The following is a 20,675-nucleotide window of genomic DNA, read 5'->3' on the forward strand; positions in this document are numbered from 1 at the left end:
CTGGAGGAAGTCCATGAACAAGGTCGGCATCGGCATCATCGGCTGCGGAAATATTTCCGGCGCCTATCTCACCGCCATGAAATCCTTTCCCATTCTCGACATCAAAGGCGTGGCCGACCTCAATCGCCAGCTCGCCGAGGCAAAGGCAGCCGAATTCGGCCTGAAGGCGGTCGATATCGCCACCCTGCTTGCCGATCCCTCGATCGAGATTATCGTCAACCTGACCATTCCAAAGGCGCATGTCGCCGTCGGACTGCAGGCGCTGGACGCCGGCAAGCACACCTATTCGGAAAAGCCGCTCGGCATCAATTTCGCCGAGGGCAAGACGCTTGCGGATGCCGCAACCGCCAAGGGCCTGCGCATCGGCGCGGCCCCGGATACCTTTCTCGGCGGTGGCCACCAGACGGCGCGCGCCATCATCGACGAGGGCGCGATCGGCATCCCGGTCGGCGGCAGCGCCACCTTCATGTGCCCCGGCCATGAGCGCTGGCATCCGAATCCGGCTTTCTATTATGAAGTCGGCGGCGGCCCGATGCTCGACATGGGTCCCTATTACATCACCGATCTCGTCAACCTGCTCGGCCCCGTCTCCCAGGTCGCCGGTTTTGCCGTCGCGCCGCGCAAGGAACGCATTATCACCAGCGAGCCGCGCAATGGCGAGCACATCCCGGTGCATGTGCCGACGCATGTCGCCGGCGTCATGGCCTTTGCCAATGGCGCCGTCGTCCAGATCGGCATGAGCTTCGATGTCGCCGGCCACAAGCATGTGCCGCTCGAAGTCTACGGCACCGAAGGCACGCTGATCGTGCCCGATCCCAACCGTTTCGGCGGCCCGGTGGAGTTTTTGAAGAAGGGTGGAGAATTCGCCGAGCGTGAGATCACCGCGCCCTATGCCGACGGCAATTACCGCTCGCTCGGCGTCGCCGACATGGCGCATGCCATCCGCTCGAATCGACCGCACCGCGCCAATGGCAGCCTCGCGCTGCATGTGCTCGAAGTCATGGAAGCCTTCCAGACGGCCTCCGACAGCGGGCGCACGGTCACCATCACGACGCAAACGGAGCGCCCGGCCCCTCTGTCCGAATCCCTGGTGGATGGACAGATCGGCCGCTAATTGAGCTAGTTCAGGAGGACTATCATGCGTGAAGCACTTATCGTCTGGGGCGGCTGGAGCGGCCACGAACCACAGGAATGCGCCCATATCATCCGCGACATGCTGGAAGAGGACGGCTTCAAGGTCTACCTCGAAAACAGCACCGAAGCCTTCGCCGATCCCTCGATCCACGATCTCAGCCTGATCGTGCCGATCGTCACCATGTCGAAGATCGAGAAGGAAGAGGTGAAGAACCTCGCCGAGGCGATCGAAAGCGGCGTCGGCATCGCCGGTTATCATGGCGGCGCAGGCGACTCGTTCCGCGAAAGCGTTGAGTACCAGTTCATCATCGGCGGCCAGTGGGTCGCCCATCCCGGCAACATCATCGACTATACGGTCAATATCACGCGGCCGGACGACCCGATCATGGAGGGAATCACCGATTTCCCCTACACGTCGGAGCAGTACTATATGCATGTCGACCCGTCGAACGAGGTGCTGGCGACCACGACCTTCACCGGCGACCACGCCTATTGGATCGACGGCGTCGTCATGCCGGTCGCCTGGAAGCGCAAATACGGCAAGGGCCGCGTCTTCTATTCCTCGCTCGGCCACCAGGCCAAGGAATTCGACGTGCCGCAGATGAAGACCATCTTCCGCCGCGGCGCCAACTGGGCGGCGCGCTGAGCGCTCCATATCTTTCGAAAATACCGCTCCTCATATCATTTGAGGAGCGGCCCTGCGAAAGCATCTCCATCGGGCTCGACCACCCGCCGGAGCCTCAACAAACAGCCAGATCAGGCCGGACAGGCCGCCGCTATAATCTGCCGGCGAAAACGCCGCGCGGCGTCCGTTCTCTAGGGCCGCCTCCCCCAGTCCATCCCAGACATCCCAGATTCTCGCTTCGCGCTCGGCGGCTGCTTCGTGCTCGACCATCGGCTGCCGACACTGAAGTGCGGCCATGAGCCGGAACGGACGCGACCCGCAAGGCCGCGGCCACGAGGCTCGTCAGGTTTCATTTCCAATGCCGATCAATCGGTTACCGGTTTTGTTATTTATCCCTAAAATAGGCCTCTGACGAGATTCATGAAGCGAAGCTGAAACGCGACCAGTTTTCGTTTGACATTCCTTTATCTTCATTTATCGTCATTCTGGTTTCGGTTTTCGCGTGAGGGGTGCAAATCGAAACAAAGGGAGGAATAATTGTCCGAAAATCAGATCAGTACGGAAAACGGCATGGTTTGCGACTTCGTCCGCACCGCCATTGACATCACGCGGCGCAATTCTTGCCGGCGCGAAGTTTCCGCAGGCAGATCGGCACAATCCACTTCCCGACAACCATAATCTCAGCAACGGACACCGCCCGGCAACGGCATTTCCGGACGGATCAGTCTCTTCGCGATCCTCGCGGCAGCATCGATATGCGACGCATGGAAGGAATTTATCGTGCTTGAACTTAGAGGCGTATCGAAGTCGGTCGGCGGAGAGACGCATATCGCAGAAACGAACCTGACCCTGCAGCGCGGCACGCTGAATGTGCTGCTGGGACCGACGCTTTCGGGCAAGACGTCGCTGATGCGACTGATGGCCGGGCTCGACAAGCCGACCGCAGGCACGATCCATGTCGACGGCGCCGACGTCACCGGCCTGCCGGTGCAGCGCCGCAACGTCGCGATGGTCTACCAGCAATTCATCAACTATCCCTCCATGACCGTCTACGACAATATCGCCTCGCCGATGCGATTGAGCGGCAAAAGCACGGCGATCATCGACAAGGAGGTCAAAAAGGCAGCCGATCTTCTGCGCCTCGGCCCCTTCCTCGATCGCCTCCCTTTGAGTCTTTCTGGCGGCCAGCAGCAGCGCACGGCGCTCGCCCGCGCCATCGTCAAGAACGCGGGGCTGGTCCTGCTCGACGAGCCGCTCGCCAATCTCGACTACAAGCTGCGCGAGGAGCTGCGCGCCGAATTGCCGAAAATCTTCGCCGAATCCGGCGCCATCTTCGTCTACGCCACCACGGAACCATCCGAGGCCCTGCTTCTCGGCGGCAATACCGCAACCTTGGCGCAAGGCCGCATCACCCAGTTCGGACCGACGATCGAGGTCTTCCGCAACCCGAAGGACCTGATCACAGCAATCACCTTCGCCGATCCGCCGCTGAACACGATCATGCTCGACAAGCGCGGCAGCGAATTCATGCGCGACGGCAATATCCGCCTGCCCGTGCCGAAGGATCTCCAGGACCAGCCGGATGGCCGCTACACGATCGCTTTCCAGCCGCATCACCTGGCGCTTGCGCCGCAGACGCCGGAAGCCATCGCCGCGCCGGCAAGAGTGACCGTCACCGAGATCACCGGTTCGGAAAGCTTCATCCATATCGATGTTTCAGGCCAGCGCTGGGTGATGCTGACCCAGGGCGTGCAGGATATCGATGTCGACGATGCGATCGATGTCTTTATCGATCCGCGCCACATCATGGTCTTCGACACCGAAGGCGCCGCCGTCACTCCCGCCCTGCAACAAGCCGCCTGAGGAGAGACAATGGCCCGCATCGATCTTGACCACATCAGGCACGCTTACAACGACCACCCGAAATCCGACGCCGATTACGCGCTGAAGGAAGTGAACCATAGCTGGGAAGACGGCAGCGCCTATGCGCTGCTGGGGCCTTCAGGCTGCGGCAAGACCACGCTTCTCAACATCGTTTCCGGTCTGGTGCAGGCCTCGGAGGGCCGCATCCTCTTCGACGGCAAGGACGTGACCCGGCTGTCGACCCAGGAGCGCAACATCGCGCAGGTCTTCCAGTTCCCTGTCGTCTACGACACGATGACCGTCTACGACAATCTCGCCTTCCCGCTGCGTAACCGGCATGTTCCGGAGGCCGAGGTCAAGCGCAAGGTCGATGAGATCATCGAGATGATCGGCCTTTCCGACAGCGCGCACCGCAAGGCGCGCGGGCTCACCGCCGATGCCAAGCAGAAGATCTCGCTCGGTCGTGGCCTCGTGCGCTCCGATGTCAACGCCATCCTCTTCGACGAGCCGCTGACGGTCATCGATCCGCATATGAAGTGGGTGCTGCGCTCGCAGTTGAAGCAACTCCACCGCCGCTTCGGCTTCACCATGGTCTACGTGACCCACGACCAGACGGAGGCGCTGACCTTCGCCGACAAGGTGGTGGTCATGTACAATGGCGAAGTGGTGCAGATCGGCACGCCGAACGACCTGTTCGAGCGCCCGCGCCACACCTTCGTCGGCTATTTCATCGGTTCGCCCGGCATGAATGTCATGCCCGTCGAGATCGAAGGCAGCAGCGCACGCATCGGCAACCGCACGATCGCGCTGCCCGGCGCTCCGCTGGAAAGACGCGCGGGCCGCTCCGAACTCGGCATTCGCCCCGAATTCGTCCGCATCGGCCGCGAGGGCATGCCCGCGACCGTGACGAAGGTCGAGGATCTCGGCCGCCGCAAGGTGGTCCGCGCCAAGCTCGACGGCCAGGATATCGTCGCCGTCATCGGCGAGGACCAGACGGTGCCGGCAGAGCCGCACATCGCCTTCGATCCGGCCGGCATCAATATCTACGCCGACTCCTGGCGCATCGAGATGGGAGCCTGACGATGGAGAAGACCTGGAACAACAAAGCCTGGTTCATGCTCATTCCGGTTCTGCTACTGGTCGGCTTTTCCGCCGTCATTCCGCTGATGACGGTCGTGAACTATTCGGTGCAGGACACGTTCGGGAACAACGTCTTCTTCTGGGCCGGCACGCAGTGGTTCGAAGAGATCCTCCATTCCGGCCGCTTCTGGGATTCGATGATCCGCAACCTGATCTTCTCCTTCGTCATTCTGGCGATCGAAGTGCCGCTCGGCATCTTCATCGCCCTCAACATGCCGAAGAAGGGCATCGGCGTTCCCGTCTGCCTCGTCCTGATGGCCTTGCCGCTGCTCATCCCCTGGAACGTCGTCGGCACGATCTGGCAGGTCTTCGGCCGCAGCGACATCGGGCTGATGGGCTATGTTCTGGTCAATCTCGGCATCGACTACAACTATGTCTCCGATCCGGTAGACGCCTGGGCGACGATCATCGTCATGGACGTCTGGCATTGGACGAGCCTGGTCGTGCTGCTTTGCTATGCCGGCCTCGCCTCCATTCCCGACGCCTTCTACCAGGCCGCCAAGATCGACGGCGCCTCGCGCTGGTCCGTCTTCCGCTACATCCAGCTGCCGAAGATGAACCGCGTCCTGCTGATCGCCGTGCTGCTGCGCTTCATGGATAGCTTCATGATCTATACCGAACCCTTCGTCGTGACCGGCGGCGGCCCCGGCAATTCGACGACCTTCCTGTCGATCGATCTCGTGAAGGTGGCGCTCGGCCAATTCGACCTCGGCCCGGCAGCAGCCATGTCGCTGATCTACTTCCTGATCGTGCTTCTGCTGTCCTGGGTCTTCTACACCGTCATGACCAATTACGATGCGGGAGAAAGCCGATGAGCGGCAAACCCTTCTCCACCACGGCCGATGACGCCGCGATGCACAAGATGGCAGCGTCGGATGCCGCCGCAAACACCGTCACCGCGACGGGCGCGCAAGCCATCCGCCGCCACGGCGAAAAAGGGCGCTGGTCCTGGCTGGTGCCGACGCTCTATATCGTCTTCCTGCTGCTGCCGATCTACTGGCTCGTCAATATGAGCTTCAAGACCAATGAAGAGATCATTGGCGGGCTGACGCTCTATCCGCATGAGCCGACGCTGCGCAACTACGCGATCATCTTCACCGATCCGTCCTGGTACAAGGGCTATATCAATTCCATCACCTATGTCGTCATGAACATGGTGATCTCGGTTGCCTGCGCTCTTCCGGCGGCCTACGCCTTCTCGCGCTACCGCTTCCTCGGCGACAAGCATGTCTTCTTCTGGCTGCTGACGAACCGCATGGCGCCCCCGGCGGTTTTCGCCCTGCCGTTCTTCCAGCTCTATTCGGCCTTCGGCCTGATCGACACCCATATCGCCGTGGCGCTGGCGCATTGCCTGTTCAACGTGCCGCTGGCGGTCTGGATCCTCGAAGGCTTCATGTCCGGCGTGCCGAAGGAGATCGACGAAACCGCCTATATCGACGGCTATTCGTTCCCGCGCTTCTTCATCAGGATCTTCATTCCCCTGATTGCCAGCGGCATCGGCGTCGCCGCCTTCTTCTGCTTCATGTTCTCCTGGGTCGAACTGCTGATCGCCCGCACCTTGACGACGACCGACGCCAAGCCGATCGCCGCCATCATGACGCGCACGGTCTCGGCTGCCGGCATGGACTGGGGCCTGCTTGCCGCCGCCGGCGTGCTGACGCTGATCCCCGGCGCGCTCGTGATCTACTTCGTCCGCAACTACATCGCCAAGGGCTTCGCGCTCGGCCGCGTCTAAAGGAAACCGCTGTGAATACTGACTTTTCCTGGATGGCCTGGACACTACCGACAGCGCTCTTTTTCGCGACGATCCTGCTTTTGCTGATCGGCATGGCGGTCTGGGAGTATTTTTCGCCGGGCGGCAATCCGCGCCTCGGCATCCTGCGCTTCGAAACGACACGCGGCGACCGGCTGTTCATCTCGCTGCTCGGAGCCGCCTTCATCCATCTCGCTTGGCTGGGCCTGGGAGGCCCCAGCCTGTGGTGGGCTCTTGCTCTTTCCGTGGTCTACGCCGCCGGCGTCTTCCGTATGGTCTGAGCAAACCAATACGGCGGCCGGCGATCCGGCCGTCCTGAAATGCACTCGCAACCTGTAGGGAGGAATATATGCGAAGACATCTCTTGACGACGACGGCTGTCGCCCTGCTGGCCTTGGCCGGCGCGGCCAATGCCGGCATGAATGAAGCCAAGACGTTCCTGGACAAGGAGATCGGCGATCTTTCGACGCTCTCGCGCGCCGACCAGGAAAAGGAAATGCAGTGGTTCGTCGATGCGGCCAAGCCTTTCCAGGGCATGGAAATCAAGGTCGCTTCGGAAACGCTGACCACGCACCAGTATGAATCGCAGGTTCTCGCGCCGGCCTTCACGGCCATCACCGGCATCAAGGTCACGCACGACGTCATCCAGGAAGGCGACGTCGTCGAAAAGATCCAGACGCAGATGCAGACTGGCCAGAACCTCTATGACGGCTGGGTCAACGATTCCGACCTGATCGGTACCCATTGGCGCTACAAGCAGGTGCGCAACCTGACGGATTGGATGGCTGGCGAGGGCAAGGACGTCACCAATCCCAATCTCGATGTTGCGGATTTCATCGGCACCAGCTTCACCACCGCTCCGGACAAGAAGCTTTATCAGCTTCCCGACCAGCAGTTCGCCAACCTCTACTGGTTCCGCTACGACTGGTTCAACGACCCGAAGAACAAGGCTGACTTCAAGGCCAAATACGGCTACGAGCTCGGCGTGCCGGTCAACTGGTCGGCCTATGAGGATATTGCCCAATTCTTCACCGGCCGCGACGTCGACGGCAAGAAAGTCTTCGGCCATATGGACTACGGCAAGAAGGACCCGTCGCTCGGCTGGCGCTTCACCGACGCCTGGCTTTCCATGGCCGGCAACGGCGACAAGGGCCTGCCGAACGGCCTGCCGGTCGACGAATGGGGCATCAAGGTCGATGCCAACTCCCGTCCTGTCGGCTCCTGCGTCGCGCGCGGCGGCGATACCAACGGCCCGGCCGCCGTCTATTCGATCCAGAAATATCTCGACTGGCTGAAGGCTTACGCTCCGGCGGAAGCGCAGGGCATGACCTTCTCGGAATCGGGCCCGGTTCCGTCGCAGGGCAATATCGCCCAGCAGATCTTCTGGTACACGGCCTTCACCGCCGACATGGTCAAGCCCGGCCTGCCGGTCATGAATTCCGACGGCACGCCGAAATGGCGCATGGCGCCGTCTCCGCATGGCGTCTACTGGAAGGACGGCATGAAGCTCGGCTATCAGGACGTCGGCTCCTGGACGCTGATGAAGTCGACCCCGGTCGACCGCGCCAAGGCCGCATGGCTCTACGCGCAGTTCGTGACGTCGAAGACGGTGGATGTGAAGAAGAGCCATGTCGGCCTCACCTTCATCCGCGAATCCACCATCCGCGACAAGAGCTTCACCAAGCGCGCGCCTGAACTCGGCGGCCTGATCGAGTTCTATCGCTCGCCGGCCCGCGTGCAGTGGTCGCCGACCGGCACCAACGTTCCGGATTATCCGAAGCTGGCACAGCTCTGGTGGCAGGCGATCGGCGATGCCGCATCGGGTGCCAAGAACGCGCAAGGCGCCATGGATGCACTCTGCGCCGACCAGGAAAAGGTAATGCAGCGCATCGAACGCGCGGGCGTTCAGGGCGACATCGGCCCGAAGCTCGCCCAAGAGCACGATCTTGCCTATTGGAACGCCGATGCCGTCAAGAACGGTCATCTCGCTCCGCAGCTGAAGATCGGCAACGAGAAGGAAAAGCCGGTCACCGTCAATTACGACGAGCTGGTCAAGAGCTGGGCCGACGCGGCGAAATAAACCAGGCTCATAATGCTATACGGATGCCGGGGCTCGAAAGGGCTCCGGCATTTTTCGTCAGGAAGCTGCCGGCGGGAGAGCATCGCAAGCTGAAGCCTTGGGATGGAAAATAAACATTGGCAGTGGAATCGAACGAGGGAACACCCCCCTCTGTCGCTGTCGCGACATCTCCCCCACAAGGGGACTATTGCAAAATTGAGTGGATATGATTCCCTGTTATTGAACGGGGATGATTGTCATGGTGCTGAAGCGGACAGGTCAGTTCAGTTTTGTGGATGCGTTGATGCCGGCCGGTGGCGGCAACCAGCGTCTGGATCGGTTATCGGGTCTTGTCAAATGGTACCGGTTCGAGAAGGTGCTGCAGCGGCTGCGCAATGATGCGGCTGCCGGCCGCCCGGCCTATCCACCGTTGATGATGTTCAAGGCACTGCTCTTGCAGTCGCTGTACGGCCTGTCGGACATGGAGCTGGAAGAAGCGCTGTATGATCGGCTGTCGTTCCGCCGCTTTGTTGGCCTGAGCTTGGAAGAGACTGTTCCCGATCACACGACCTTGTGCCGGTTCCGCAATCATCTGATCGAGGCGCGACTGCTGGAGGCGCTGTTTGCTGAACTCGACAGTCAATTGGACAAAGCCGGGTTGATTCTGCGGCGTGGCACGATGCTGGACGCCACCATCATCGAGACGGGAGCGGCTCGGCCGCCGAAGGGGCGCCTGCCTGGACAGGAGCCGGGACGGGAGCCCGGACAGGAGCCCGGACGGGAGATTGCCGAGCGTGGGGGAGATGCCGATGGCGTGGACACGGTGCCGCCGGTGAGGCTGAGCGACCCGGACGCCCGTTTCACGCGGCGCAAGGGCCGGCAGGGCTCGTCCTATGGCTACAAGGCCCATGTCGGCGTCGATGAGGGCTCGGGCCTGGTGCGCCGGCTGATCACCACCCCGGCCAATGTCAACGATACGGTCTGTGCCGATGATCTGATCTGCGGTGACGAACAGGCGGTATTGGCCGACAGCGCTTATCATACCCATGCCCGCGAGAAGACGCTGAAGGCCAGGGGCATCAAGGCGCGGCTGATGCGCCGGCCCAACAAACATCACCGCACACTGCCCCCGAAGCTGCAACGCTTGAATGATCTGATCGCTCGCCGGCGCGCTGCCGTCGAGACGACCTTTGCTACATGGAAGCGCCGCATGGGTCTTTCGGTCATTCGTTATCGCGGACTGATCAAGGCGCAAGCCCAGGTGCTGATGACGGCAATCGCCTTCAACATGCGCCGCTGGGTGACGCTGACCGCCTAATCCGAGGGGCGGACTCTGTCCGCCACCCGCTCAAAACCAAAACAGCCACCTAAAAACAGCCCGCTCACCAACATAGCGGACCCAAAAACTCCGCCCCAACCCTTAGGCCGTGTCTCTGCTCTCGTTTATGCAACGATCCCACAAGGGGGGAGATTGGTAATATGTGGTGGCCTCTCACGCCCAATTAATATCGCATCTGTTGAAGCCGAGGCTATTGTTTCTGCAGGACATGCGGCAAACTCCCAACGATCTCCCCCCTTGTGGGGGAGATGTCACGAAGTGACAGAGGGGGGTACCAGCCTTTCCGTATATTGTGAGGCCTCCGACGAGCCCCAATCAGCTCTTCCGCTTCAGTTTCGTCGCACCCTCTTCCACCAGCCGTTTCGCCGCCTCGGCGACCGTGATCTTGCCGAAGGCGAGCTGGTCGGCGACGGGGCGGGCGACGTTCTGGTCGAATTCTCCCGAGCCGAGCGGCGCCGGTACGGGATAGGTGCCCACCTGATCCTTCAGCAGCTCGACATACTGCACGGTCTGCTGCTCGACCGGATTGAGCGTCGGCAGGATGGCGGCACGCACGGCGGGCGACATCGGCACGCCGCGCTCGACGCCGAGGATCTTGCCCGCTTCAACATCGTTGACGAAGAAATTGATGAATTTCGCGGCCGCTTCGCCGTTCTTGCTGGTGGCGCCGACGCTCCAGATCAGCGCCGGGCGATAGTAGTGGCCGGAGGGGCCGTCCTTCTTCTCACGCGGCAGCATAGTGACGGCAAGCTTGCTCTTGACGACAAGCTGATAGCCGACGAGCTGATTGGAATAAGCCATGCCGATGGCCGATTTGCCGAGCGCCAGGCAGTTGCTCTCGATGACGTTCTGGTCGAGCGTCTGGACATCGGCAGAGACCGTGCCGCCGCGTTTGCGCAGGTCTTCCCAGTAGCTGTACCATTCCTTGGCGTCGTCGACGCCAAAGCCGAGGCCGCCCTCTTCCGTGAAAAGGCTCTTGCCGCGCTGGCGCAGCCAGACGTCGAGCACATAATTGTAGCGTGCGCCATAAGGACCACCCCAATAGCCGCGCTTGCCGGCAGCCTTGGTCATTTCCACCGCGAGATCGGCATATTCGGTCCATGTCGTGGTCGGGCCGGGCGGCGTCAGGCCGGTCTTCTTGAACATGTCCTCGTCATAGAACATCGCAAAGGAGTTAAGCCCAAGGCCGACACCATAGAGCTTGCCGTCGACCGTGGTCAGCTTCAGCACATCCTTGCCAAAGCTGTCGATATTCAGCGTCGAGGGCAGGAACTGGTCGAGCGGCATGCAGGCGCCGCGTTTCGAATAATCCGAGATCGTGCTCGGCTCGAGCTGGAAGACATCGGCGATGTTCTGGCTGGCCATGCCGGTCGCGAGCTTGGCCCAGTAGCCGTCGCCGCTGATGCTTTCGCCGACGACGGAGATATCCGGATTCTTGCCGTGGAACAGCTCGGCGACGGCGACTGTGCGCTTGCCGCGATCGGGCGAGCCCCACCACATCGCCCGCAGCTGCGTCGCATCGGCGAATGCCGGCATCGCTCCTCCGCCGAAGGCAAGACCAGCCGCGGCCCCAGTGGCCCCGATCATGAATGAACGGCGATTCATGCGCATGAGATTCCTCCTTCTCTTGCGTTGTCGTCCGCGACGATCTCCCCGACGCCTTTGCGGACAAGGTGAAGCGAAGATATGCAACTTCCTTGCGCTGTGCAATAAAAAATCTTTCTATTGCAAATTTGCATAATTTTGCATAGCGTTTGCGGTATGAACGATATTCGCTCCAAACGTATCAGGCAGGCCGATATTGCCGCCGCAGCCGGCGTCTCCGTTTCGACGGTGTCGCGGGTTCTCACCAACGAACCCGGTATCAGCGAGACGATCCGTCAGCATATCTTCAAGGTCGCGAGCGATCTCGGCTATCCGCTGAAGACGGCAGCCGAGGCGATGGCTGGCGGCCTGGCGCTGATTGCGAGCGACAGCGTCACCGGCGGCTTGAGCGTTTTCTACGAAGGCATCCTGGAAGGCCTGCGCGCCGGCGCCACCGAACGCGGGATGCGCTTCGACATCCGCCTCATCCGCGAGGCGAGGACCGAGCCGGAACTGGTGAAGGAATATCTGCAGGCCGCCGGCGCCGAAGGCCTCTTTCTCGTCGGCATCGACCCCTCGGAAGACCTATGCCGCTGGCTTGAGGCAAGCGGCACGCCGACCGTGCTTGTCAACGGCACCGACCCGAAGCTGCGCTTCGACGGCGTTTCGCCTGCGAATTTCTTCGGCGCCTATAATGCGACGCGGCGCCTGCTCGATGCCGGCCACCGCCGCATCCTGCATCTGACCGGCTCGCATCGCCAGACGATCCGCGAACGCATCCGTGGCTTCGAGGCGGCGATCGCGTCCGTGGAAGGTGCGGAAGGCCGCATCGTACCGATGAACTTTCGCGGCAGCTCCAGCCAGGAAGCCCATGACACCACGACTGCGATCCTCGCCGAGAAACGCGGCTATACCGCCGCCTTCTGCATGAACGATTTCATTGCCGTCGGCGTGCTCGACGCCGTAACCGAGGCTAGCCTGCGCGTGCCGGAAGATTTCGCCATCGTCGGTTTCGACGACCTGCCCTGTGCCCTGATGACCAATCCCCGGCTGGCAACCATGCGCGTCGACCGCGCGGCGCTCGGCCGGGAGGCCATCGGCCTGATGATCGCGCGCTTCCGCGACCGCGATGCGCCGGCACGCCAGATTTGCCACGGCGTTCCACCGGTCACCGGAGGCACGCTGCCACCCGAAACCTGAAGCCAATCCCGCCGCGGAAACGATCGAGAAAGCCGAACCGATGATCTATGACCCCGCCAGCACCAATCCGCTCGCCGGCAACCCGCTGAAGACCCTTGCCGACATGCGCCGTGCGCTGACCGACCTGTTCGATCCACTGCTCTCCTATTTCTCTGAAGGCAATGCCCGCGTCCGCATCGATGCCGCCGGCGCGCATTTCGACCGCGCCGCCGCCGATCTCGAAGGTTTCGCCCGTCCGCTCTGGGGCCTTGCGCCGCTCGGCGCCGGCGACGGCGACTTCCGCCATTGGGACCGCTACGCAGAAGGCCTCGCCAATGGCGTCGACCCGAAACATCCGGAATATTGGGGCACGGTCAACGGCCGCGACCAGCGCATGGTCGAGCTCGCCGCCCTCGGCTTCGCGCTCGCCCTCGTGCCGGAAAAGATCTGGGAGCCGCTCGATCAACGCGCGCGCGACAATCTGATTGCCTATCTCAAGCATGCCCGCACCTTCGACTATGCCGACAACAACTGGAAATTCTTCCGCATCTTCGTGGACATCGCGCTCGACCGGCTCGGTGCTTCCTTCGACCGCAGCCTGACGGAAAGCTACCTGAACGAACTCGACGGCTTCTACATCGCCGATGGCTGGTACCGCGACGGCAATATCAGGCGCATCGATCACTACATTCCCTTCGCCATGCATTTTTACGGGCTGATCTATTCCAAGCTCGTCAATGACGACCGCGCCGAACGCTACCGCGAACGCGCCATCCTCTTCGCCAGGGATTTCCGGCATTGGTTCGCGCCCGACGGGGCCACCATCCCCTTCGGCCGGAGCCTCACCTATCGCTTCGCCTGCGCCGGCTTCTGGTCGGCGCTCGCCTTTGCCGATGTCGAGGCGCTGCCATGGGGCGAGATCAAGGGCCTCTGCCTGCGGCATCTGCGCTGGTGGTCCGACAAGCCGATCGCCCATCGCGACGGCACGCTGCCGATCGGCTTTGCCTATCCCAACCTGCTGATGTCGGAGAACTATAATTCCGCCGGCTCGCCCTACTGGGCCTTCAAGGCCTTCCTGCCCTTGGCGCTGCCTGAAACGCATCCATTCTGGGCCGCCGAAGAAAAACCGCCAGAAAATGAGCCGGCTATCATCCCGCAAAAGCATCCCGGCATGGTCCTGCTGCGCAGTAGGGATGATGTCGTGGCACTCTCCTCCGGCCAGGAAAACCAGCAGATGCGCTTCGGCGCGGAGAAATATTCGAAATTTGCCTATTCCGCACGCTACGGCTTCAGCGTCGAAAGCGACGAACGCATCTTTACCGGCGGCGCCTTCGACAGCGTGCTCGCCTTCAGCGATGATGGCCTGCACTACCGCGTGCGCGAAACCAACGAAGAGGCAAAGCTTGCAGGCGATACGCTCTACGCCAAATGGTCGCCATACCCCGACATGACGGTGGAGACATGGCTCATCCCCGCCTCGCCCTGGCATGTCCGCCTGCACAAGATCACCACGCCGCGACCGCTGCAGACGGCCGAAGGCGGCTTCGCCATCGCAAGGCGTGATTCTGAAGCCGATACGCTCTCTTCCGCAACCGGTGCCGCCTATGCCATCGGCGAGGAGGATTTCAGCGGCATTCTCGACCTCGGCTCGACGATTGCGCGACAGGGCGTCGCGCAGAAAGCGCCACCGAACACCAACCTCATCGTCGCAAAGACCTTGGTGCCGCAGCTGCGTGGCACGATCCCAGCGGGCGAGACCATTCTCGTCTCCGCCGTGCTTGCGGAGAGGGACCCGTCCGCCATCGATCACGCCTGGACGAAGCCACCTGCCAAGCCCGATATCGATGCCCTGCGTGCCCTCGTGAAAGACAAGGGCATCACGGTGAGCGCCATCGAGGCGCCGGGTCGCCTGCCATGACGTCATTCTCTGCCAGCCGCCCGGCCATCGCCTTCGCCATGCAGCCGTCGCGCACGCAGCATGTGCTGCCGGACGCGCTCGTTCAGCGCCTTGGGGCCATCGGCCATGTGCTCGACGCAGCGCCGATGCAGCGCTTCGACGACGAGCGCGCCAGAAAGCTGCTGGCGGAAACCGAAATCCTGATCACCGGCTGGGGCTCGCCGACGATCGACGCCGCCGCGCTTGCCCAGGCTCCGCATCTGAAGCTGGTGGTCCACGCCGCAGGAACGGTGAAGGGACTGCTGGGGGACAGGCTGTTCGATCGCGGCATCCTGGTTAGTCATGCCGCCCAGGCCAATGCCTTGCCGGTCGCCGAATTCACGCTCGCCGCCATCATCTTCGCCGGCAAGAAGGTGTTTCAGTTTCGTGATCTTTATGTTGCCGACCGCAACCGCAAGCGGACGCAGCCGATCCAGGCCGAGGCCATCGGCAATTACGGCCGCACGGTCGGCATCATCGGCGCCTCAAGAATCGGCCGTCGCGTGATCGAGCTGCTTTCACCCTTCGACTACCGCATCCTGCTCTATGATCCCATGGTCGGTGACGCCGAGGCGGCCGGGCTGGGCGTGAAGAAGACCGAGCTGGACGCCCTGATGGCAGCAGCCGACATCGTCTCGCTGCACGCGCCATCCCTGCCGGCGACGCGGCACATGATCGACGCCCAACGCCTGTCGCTGATGAAGGAAGGAGCAACCTTCATCAATACGGCGCGCGGCGCGCTGGTCGATGAGACCGCCCTGATCGCCGTTCTGAAGACCGGCCGCATCGACGCGATCATCGACGTCACCGATCCGGAAATTCCGGAGGCGGCATCGGCCTTCTATGACCTACCGAACGTCTTCCTGACGCCGCATATTGCCGGCGCCGTCGGGCTGGAGCGGACCCGGCTCGGCGAGATGGCGGTCGACGAGGCCATCCGCTTCATCGAAGGTAAGCCGCTGCTCTACGGGGTGCGCCGAGAGGACATGGCGCTGATGGCATGACGCGACGCAGCAAATCCATGAAAACACCCTGAAATCGCCCCATTTCGGCACAGGCAAACAACCCGTTTTTAATCATTCCCCGCTAGCACTCTTCTTAGCGAAGAGGTTCTAGTAATGCGTAGCCGCGTCCTTTCCATTCTGGCCGTAATACTGCTCGGCGTGCTGGCGGGCTGCGCCACCGCACCATCGCGCACCCGCAACATCTGCGCGATCTTCGACCAGCGCGACGGCTGGTTCAACAACTGGCAGCGGGCAGCCGAACGCACGCAGCGCAAATACGGCGTGCCGGTGCCGATCCTGATGGCGACGATCTACACCGAATCCGGCTTCCGGCCGCGCGCGCGGCCGCCGCGGCGCTATCTGCTCGGTTTTATCCCCTGGAAACGCCCGACGACGGCCTATGGTTATTCGCAAGCACTCGACGGCACCTGGGATAAGTACAAGCGCGAGACCGGCAACTGGACGGCAAGCCGCACCAACTTCCCGGATGCCATCGACTTCGTCGGCTGGTATCACTACCAGACCCACCTGCAGACCGGCATCGCGCTGAACGATTCCTACGATCTCTATCTCGCCTATTACTCAGGCGCCAAGGGCTATCTGCAGGGATCGTGGCGCGGCAATGGCACGGCGCTAGCCGGTGCCAAACGTTTCAACGGCATGACGAGGATCTACGCACAGCAGCTTCCGAGCTGCAGCTAATCTCGACGCCGGAAAGCATAAAACCGCAGCCTTAGGGCCGCGGCTCCAGCAGGTTCAAACCGCCATCTTCACCCCAGATATCGGCAATCGACACCTGCTGGCCGGTGCGGCTGCTCTGCAGCGCGGCAATGCCGCACAGGACCGACATCGCCCCCGCGCGCGAACCGGCGCGCTGCTTCAGCTCGTCGTTCGGGCCGGAGCGCAAGATCATGTTGCGCAGCCTGTCATCACCGCCATAGTGCCCGCCGGAGGAATGCGGCACCCATATGCGTTCGACATCGCCGAAATTCTTCATGACGACAATCTCGTCGGCCGGTGGCGTTGTCCAGTTCTGCTTCTCATATTGCCTGAGCTCCATGCGGCCCTTGTGGCCGTTGAAGGCAATGTGATGGCCTTCGATCGGCATGTAGGTATTGAGCGAATAAGAGACGTTGACGCCGCTGCGATAGCGGATCGCGGCAACCATCGTATCCGGAATATCGATATCCTCGCGGAAGACGCAGGCATCGCGCACATAGCCGTCGACGGTCGAGGGCTCCTCATAGAGGCTTTCGAGCAGCGGCGTCGCGCTAATGTCGAGATAATAGTCGCACTCCTGCTTGTAGCGACAGGTGCGACAGCGCTCGCCGCGGAACGGGCCTTTGCGGCCGTAATGCTTGAGATCGGCAAAGGCGGAAACCGTTTCCGGATCGGAATCCAGATACCAGTTCAGAAGGTCGAAATGGTGCGTCGCCTTGTGAACGAAGAGGCTACCGGAATTCTCCACGTAAGCATGCCAGCGGCGGAAGTAATCGGCGCCATGGCTGGTGTCGAGATACCAATGGAAATCGACGGACGTGACGTCGCCGATGACACCGAAATTGATCAGTTCCTTGATCTTCGCCGCCGTCGGCGCGAAGCGATAGTTGAAGGAAATATCCAGCCGCTTGCCGGTGCGCGCCTCGGCATCGAGAATACGCTTGATCTTGTCGACCGTCGTCGTCATCGGCTTCTCGCTAATGACATTGGCGCCGGCCTCCATCGCCCTGACGATCAGATCGTCATGGGTGGAATCGCGCGTGCAGACGATGACGAGATCCGGCTTCTCGACGCGCAGCAGCTCATCGAAGTCGGTATAAACAGGCACCGATGCTCCGATATACTCAAGCGCCCGCTTCGCACGCATGGCATTGAGATCGCACACCGCCACGAGCTCGACCTCGTTGCTCCAGCGCTCGACCAGATCCTTGCCCCACATGGTCGCGCCACGGTTTCCCGTGCCGACCAGAACGTAGCTTTTTTTCGATGACTGCATCTGCTCCTCCAGAATCTGCAAACAGCGATGATGAGGCCTCGGCGGCCTGAATTTATTTCGGTGGTGTGCCCCTCACCCCGCTCGCGGCGGAACAATCGCATATGAGGCACATCGGCGCCGCAAGTTCCTTCTCCCCTCGGGGAGAAGGTGGCCCGAAGGGCCGGATGAGGGGGCTGACCGTTTTGAATGCGGGGATTTTCGTGCTCTTGGCAGGCACCCCCTCATCCGCCTCCTGAGCTTGTCGAAGGGCGGCACCTTCTCCCCGAGGGGAGAAGGAAGTGCGCGGCAACAATCTCATTTCACATGCGCTTGCCCTACCGCTTGCGGCCAGAGGGTCGGGGTGAGGAGCCACGCGCGGCAATAGGTTTGGACAAACTCTCATAACCTTGGCCGGATCCTTATCTCGGAGACCTCTCCATCGCCGCCCAATCCGGCTCGACCGACGAGCCTAGACCGACAGCATTGATAACGGAGCCGATAGCAAGCTGCCCCGCCTCGATCCGCAGCCGGGTGCGGCCGTTGCTGACGCGGTAGAGATCGGAATGCGCCTCGGCGAAAGCCGCCTGCTCCGCCTCCGGCGCGCCGGCCATGCCGTCGACATAGTGATGGCCGTTGCGCTCGATATGCGTCATGCCGATCAAGGATGCGAGCGCCAGGTCCTGCTGCACGGCAAGGCCCCCTTGCGTCGTCAGATCCTCCGCCGACATGAAATAGGGGATGCCGTCCTCCGCACTCCATTTGGCGACCCGCGCCCGGTTCAATAGCGAGCGATAGAAACCCTTGCAGGATTTCGAGGAGATGCCGGTATAGCCGAGCCCTCTCGCCGTGACGAAGGCATCGATGTCGGCATCGGATTCATCGATCTCCACCGGCTTGAAGGCGGCAAGCGCCTTCACCGGCTTTTCGAAAGCATAGGCACGGGCGATCGGCTGCTCGACGAACAGGATCGACGCCGCAAACCGTTCGAGCCTCGGCTCCCTCTTCACGCGGGCCAGCAGATCGGCAACCGCTTCAGCGGATGAAAACTGCTCGTTGCCGTCAAGCGTCACCGAATAGCTGGACATCTTGGCATCGATGACGGCAGCGACACGGCAGAGCCGATCGATATCGGCGTCAGGGGCACCCGAAACCTTGACCTTGAAGAAGGTGAGGCCATAGGCGTCGATCGCCTCCTCGAAACTCTCCGGCAGGCCGTCATTCAGGCGCTCGTTTGCCGGAATATCGCCCGCCACGATAGCATCGACCAGGCCGACCGTATGGCGGGCGGCAAGGCTTGCCGCTGGTTCCAAAGTCGACAGGAAGCCGGAGAGATCGAAACCGGAGAGATCGCGCGCTGTCGATGCATCGATGCCAGGGCGGTTCGCCTTGATCGCCTGAGCGACAGTCAGTCCTTCCAGCCGGCAAAGCGCATCGAGAACAGCCCGGTTGGCAAGTGCGAGGCCGAAGGAGGCGACGAGGCCATTCAGCCTTTCAGCCGCAGCGCGGGCATGATGCGAGGCCTCGACGGCCGCATGCAGCCCGAAAGCCGTTCCCGACTCCGCACTCCCAAGCGCATCCAGTGCCAGCGCGAGCGAGCGGCGAAGCTGGTTTTCATTGTCGGCATTGGAAAGCTCGGGCGACTTGTCGAACCATTTCGGCACCATCAGCTCGGCCGCCACGCCCTCGGCCGAGCGCCCCAGCGCATCCTCGATGCGTACACGCAAAAAAATCTGCCGCGCCTCGCGCAAGGTTGCCGCCCCGAAGCGGAATGGAAGCCGCAGCTTGACCGGGCGCTCGAACGCCTCTGCCTCGATAAGCCTGATTTTCAATGGATCGGTCATGATGTTAGTCAGCTCCCGTGATTGTCAGGCAGGTCTGTTCGCGTAGGCACTACATGCATGGCCCCTCACCCCAACCCTCTCTCCGCAAGCGGGGAGAGGGAGTCTTTTGCTTGCAGCCAGCTCGAAATTAGAAGCGAGCAGACTTGCGCTGTCGCCCCTCTCCCCGTTTCAACGGGGAGAGGGCTGGGGTGAGGGGCCATTTAGATAGTTGCAGAAGAAATTCTTCATATCGCCGGCCACGTCATACATTGTGGCCAACACACTTCCCAATTTCTCCTCTCCTCCCAATTCCCTCCAGAATCGGGAAAAACAAATGCTTGATCGCCCAAGCAATGTAACCATATGGTTACAAGATCGCGCTTTACCTCAAGGCTTGTCAATCGCCTTTTGAAAATTTCTCCAAGCCGCCACATCAGAATTGTCTACGCCCGGATTGAAGCCAGCGTGACCGCAACGATGTGCTCGCCCCAGGCATTGAGCGCTTCCTGGCTCGTCAGCTTGCGCGCAAAAATTGTCGATAGCGTGTGCCGGTTCGACAAATAGAAGAAGCCGAGCGCGGCGATCGTCAGATAGACGGATACCGGATCGACCGCTGGCCGGAAGATGCCGGCCGCCTCGCCGCGAAGCAGCACGTCCGAGAGTTCGTCGATAAAGTGGGAATGCATGGCCGACACCTTCTCGGACCGTTGCAGGTAATGTGCGTGATGCAGATTTTCGGTGGCAAGCAGGCTTAGAAACTCGGGATGCGCGAGGAAGTGCCGCCAGGTGAATAAAGCGAGTTCCCGCATTCCCTCCTCCGGATGGCGACGCGCGAGGTCGAGCTGCTTCTCGGCATTGCGGATCGTCGCATAGGTCGCTTCCAGCACGGCGAGATAGAGCCCCTCCTTGTCGCCGAAATAATGATAGAGCATCCGCTTGTTGGTCTGCGCCCGCGCCGCGATCGCATCCACCCGGGCACCGCCGAAACCGTGCGCGGCAAATTCCTCCGTCGCCGCGTCCAGGATCATGGCATGGGTGCGTTGCGGATTGCGCGATATCTTCTTCGACCGCGTCTCTACGGTCTTGTCGGCGTCGGCTTCTGCTTTATTTTCAGTCTGTTGCCTCGCCCTGGCCACCATGGACGATCTCCTTCCCGATCGGTGTTGCGGCGATGGATGCCGCCAGCGCGCATGAGCCCCGTTTTGGCTGCAACGCGATTGGCGCTTGACAGCGGTCACGTTTCTATCCAACTTGTAACCAAATA

17 protein-coding genes are annotated in these 20,675 nt (G+C 61.6%); 13 read left to right on the forward strand and 4 right to left on the reverse strand.

The genetic code is table 11. From position 1 onward, the window contains the following. The first annotated feature begins 13 nt into the window (after positions 1 to 13). The 9 genes from CCGE531_RS18595 to CCGE531_RS18635 all read left to right on the forward strand — a co-directional run bounded on the left by CCGE531_RS18595 (position 14) and on the right by CCGE531_RS18635 (position 9,892). A complete protein-coding gene (locus CCGE531_RS18595; RefSeq protein WP_120666014.1) occupies positions 14 to 1,114 on the forward strand; it encodes a Gfo/Idh/MocA family oxidoreductase in 1,101 nt (366 codons plus the stop codon). A gap of 24 nt (positions 1,115 to 1,138) precedes the next feature. Continuing rightward, positions 1,139 to 1,780, forward strand: a complete 642-nt coding sequence (locus CCGE531_RS18600) for a ThuA domain-containing protein (protein WP_120666016.1) — start codon at positions 1,139 to 1,141, stop codon at positions 1,778 to 1,780. Between the two features lie 759 nt (positions 1,781 to 2,539). Further along, positions 2,540 to 3,622: an ABC transporter ATP-binding protein gene (locus CCGE531_RS18605; RefSeq protein ID WP_120666018.1), complete on the forward strand. Its 1,083-nt coding sequence runs from the start codon at positions 2,540 to 2,542 to the stop codon at positions 3,620 to 3,622. Between the two features lie 9 nt (positions 3,623 to 3,631). Beyond that, positions 3,632 to 4,702 (forward strand): ABC transporter ATP-binding protein, encoded by a 1,071-nt coding sequence (locus tag CCGE531_RS18610; RefSeq protein ID WP_120666020.1) that lies wholly within the window; start codon positions 3,632 to 3,634, stop codon positions 4,700 to 4,702. A 2-nt stretch (positions 4,703 to 4,704) separates the two neighbouring features. Further along, positions 4,705 to 5,577 (forward strand): sugar ABC transporter permease, encoded by an 873-nt coding sequence (locus tag CCGE531_RS18615; protein ID WP_120666021.1) that lies wholly within the window; start codon positions 4,705 to 4,707, stop codon positions 5,575 to 5,577. Between the two features lie 38 nt (positions 5,578 to 5,615). Beyond that, on the forward strand, positions 5,616 to 6,497 hold the full coding sequence (locus tag CCGE531_RS18620) for a carbohydrate ABC transporter permease (RefSeq protein ID WP_245459177.1): 882 nt from the start codon (positions 5,616 to 5,618) through the stop codon (positions 6,495 to 6,497). Positions 6,498 to 6,529: 32 nt separating this feature from the next. Next, positions 6,530 to 6,796 (forward strand): DUF2160 domain-containing protein, encoded by a 267-nt coding sequence (locus CCGE531_RS18625; protein ID WP_120666025.1) that lies wholly within the window; start codon positions 6,530 to 6,532, stop codon positions 6,794 to 6,796. Positions 6,797 to 6,864: 68 nt separating this feature from the next. Next, a complete protein-coding gene (locus CCGE531_RS18630; RefSeq protein WP_120666027.1) occupies positions 6,865 to 8,595 on the forward strand; it encodes an ABC transporter substrate-binding protein in 1,731 nt (576 codons plus the stop codon). 229 nt (positions 8,596 to 8,824) lie between these two features. Further along, entirely contained in the window at positions 8,825 to 9,892 is a 1,068-nt protein-coding gene (locus CCGE531_RS18635; protein ID WP_162943911.1) for an IS5 family transposase, read from the forward strand. Between the two features lie 336 nt (positions 9,893 to 10,228). Here the strand turns inward: CCGE531_RS18635 and CCGE531_RS18640 are convergent, their stop codons facing one another. Then, positions 10,229 to 11,524: an ABC transporter substrate-binding protein gene (locus CCGE531_RS18640; RefSeq protein WP_120666029.1), complete on the reverse strand. Its 1,296-nt coding sequence runs from the start codon at positions 11,522 to 11,524 to the stop codon at positions 10,229 to 10,231. A 150-nt stretch (positions 11,525 to 11,674) separates the two neighbouring features. Between CCGE531_RS18640 and CCGE531_RS18645 the strand changes: the two genes are divergently transcribed. From CCGE531_RS18645 to CCGE531_RS18660, 4 genes are all read left to right on the forward strand, one after another. Beyond that, a complete protein-coding gene (locus CCGE531_RS18645) occupies positions 11,675 to 12,697 on the forward strand; it encodes a LacI family DNA-binding transcriptional regulator (RefSeq protein WP_120666031.1) in 1,023 nt (340 codons plus the stop codon). 40 nt (positions 12,698 to 12,737) lie between these two features. After that, positions 12,738 to 14,594, forward strand: a complete 1,857-nt coding sequence (locus CCGE531_RS18650) for a DUF2264 domain-containing protein (RefSeq protein WP_120666033.1) — start codon at positions 12,738 to 12,740, stop codon at positions 14,592 to 14,594. Beyond that, a complete protein-coding gene (locus CCGE531_RS18655; protein WP_120666035.1) occupies positions 14,591 to 15,616 on the forward strand; it encodes a hydroxyacid dehydrogenase in 1,026 nt (341 codons plus the stop codon). The genes CCGE531_RS18650 and CCGE531_RS18655 overlap by 4 nt, the downstream gene beginning before the upstream one ends. Positions 15,617 to 15,730: 114 nt before the next feature. Beyond that, on the forward strand, positions 15,731 to 16,318 hold the full coding sequence (locus tag CCGE531_RS18660; protein WP_120666037.1) for a transglycosylase SLT domain-containing protein: 588 nt from the start codon (positions 15,731 to 15,733) through the stop codon (positions 16,316 to 16,318). A gap of 31 nt (positions 16,319 to 16,349) precedes the next feature. On the opposite strand, the gene CCGE531_RS18665 is transcribed toward CCGE531_RS18660, so the two are convergent. The 3 genes from CCGE531_RS18665 to CCGE531_RS18675 all read right to left on the reverse strand — a co-directional run bounded on the left by CCGE531_RS18665 (position 16,350) and on the right by CCGE531_RS18675 (position 20,550). After that, the gene (locus tag CCGE531_RS18665) at positions 16,350 to 17,612 is read right to left on the reverse strand and encodes a Gfo/Idh/MocA family oxidoreductase (RefSeq protein ID WP_120666039.1); all 1,263 of its coding nucleotides are present in this window, start codon (positions 17,610 to 17,612) and stop codon (positions 16,350 to 16,352) included. 398 nt (positions 17,613 to 18,010) lie between these two features. Next, positions 18,011 to 19,432: a mandelate racemase gene (locus CCGE531_RS18670; protein WP_120666041.1), complete on the reverse strand. Its 1,422-nt coding sequence runs from the start codon at positions 19,430 to 19,432 to the stop codon at positions 18,011 to 18,013. 422 nt (positions 19,433 to 19,854) lie between these two features. Beyond that, positions 19,855 to 20,550 carry a TetR/AcrR family transcriptional regulator gene (locus tag CCGE531_RS18675; RefSeq protein WP_120666043.1) on the reverse strand — a complete coding sequence of 232 codons (696 nt, stop codon included), beginning with the start codon at positions 20,548 to 20,550 and terminating at the stop codon, positions 19,855 to 19,857. Positions 20,551 to 20,675 lie beyond the last annotated feature (125 nt).

This window comes from Rhizobium sp. CCGE531 (assembly GCF_003627795.1).
Lineage (GTDB): Bacteria > Pseudomonadota > Alphaproteobacteria > Rhizobiales > Rhizobiaceae > Rhizobium.

Coding starts and splice junctions, on each gene's coding strand:
- CCGE531_RS18595 (WP_120666014.1), top strand. CDS start 14: ATGAACAAGGTCGGCATCGGCATCATCGGCTGCGGAAATATTTCCGGC.
- CCGE531_RS18600 (WP_120666016.1), top strand. CDS start 1,139: ATGCGTGAAGCACTTATCGTCTGGGGCGGCTGGAGCGGCCACGAACCA.
- CCGE531_RS18610 (WP_120666020.1), top strand. CDS start 3,632: ATGGCCCGCATCGATCTTGACCACATCAGGCACGCTTACAACGACCAC.
- CCGE531_RS18615 (WP_120666021.1), top strand. CDS start 4,705: ATGGAGAAGACCTGGAACAACAAAGCCTGGTTCATGCTCATTCCGGTT.
- CCGE531_RS18620 (WP_245459177.1), top strand. CDS start 5,616: ATGCACAAGATGGCAGCGTCGGATGCCGCCGCAAACACCGTCACCGCG.
- CCGE531_RS18625 (WP_120666025.1), top strand. CDS start 6,530: ATGGCCTGGACACTACCGACAGCGCTCTTTTTCGCGACGATCCTGCTT.
- CCGE531_RS18630 (WP_120666027.1), top strand. CDS start 6,865: ATGCGAAGACATCTCTTGACGACGACGGCTGTCGCCCTGCTGGCCTTG.
- CCGE531_RS18635 (WP_162943911.1), top strand. CDS start 8,825: ATGATTGTCATGGTGCTGAAGCGGACAGGTCAGTTCAGTTTTGTGGAT.
- CCGE531_RS18640 (WP_120666029.1), bottom strand. CDS start 11,524: ATGCGCATGAATCGCCGTTCATTCATGATCGGGGCCACTGGGGCCGCG.
- CCGE531_RS18645 (WP_120666031.1), top strand. CDS start 11,675: ATGAACGATATTCGCTCCAAACGTATCAGGCAGGCCGATATTGCCGCC.
- CCGE531_RS18650 (WP_120666033.1), top strand. CDS start 12,738: ATGATCTATGACCCCGCCAGCACCAATCCGCTCGCCGGCAACCCGCTG.
- CCGE531_RS18655 (WP_120666035.1), top strand. CDS start 14,591: ATGACGTCATTCTCTGCCAGCCGCCCGGCCATCGCCTTCGCCATGCAG.
- CCGE531_RS18660 (WP_120666037.1), top strand. CDS start 15,731: ATGCGTAGCCGCGTCCTTTCCATTCTGGCCGTAATACTGCTCGGCGTG.
- CCGE531_RS18665 (WP_120666039.1), bottom strand. CDS start 17,612: ATGCAGTCATCGAAAAAAAGCTACGTTCTGGTCGGCACGGGAAACCGT.
- CCGE531_RS18670 (WP_120666041.1), bottom strand. CDS start 19,432: ATGACCGATCCATTGAAAATCAGGCTTATCGAGGCAGAGGCGTTCGAG.
- CCGE531_RS18675 (WP_120666043.1), bottom strand. CDS start 20,550: ATGGTGGCCAGGGCGAGGCAACAGACTGAAAATAAAGCAGAAGCCGAC.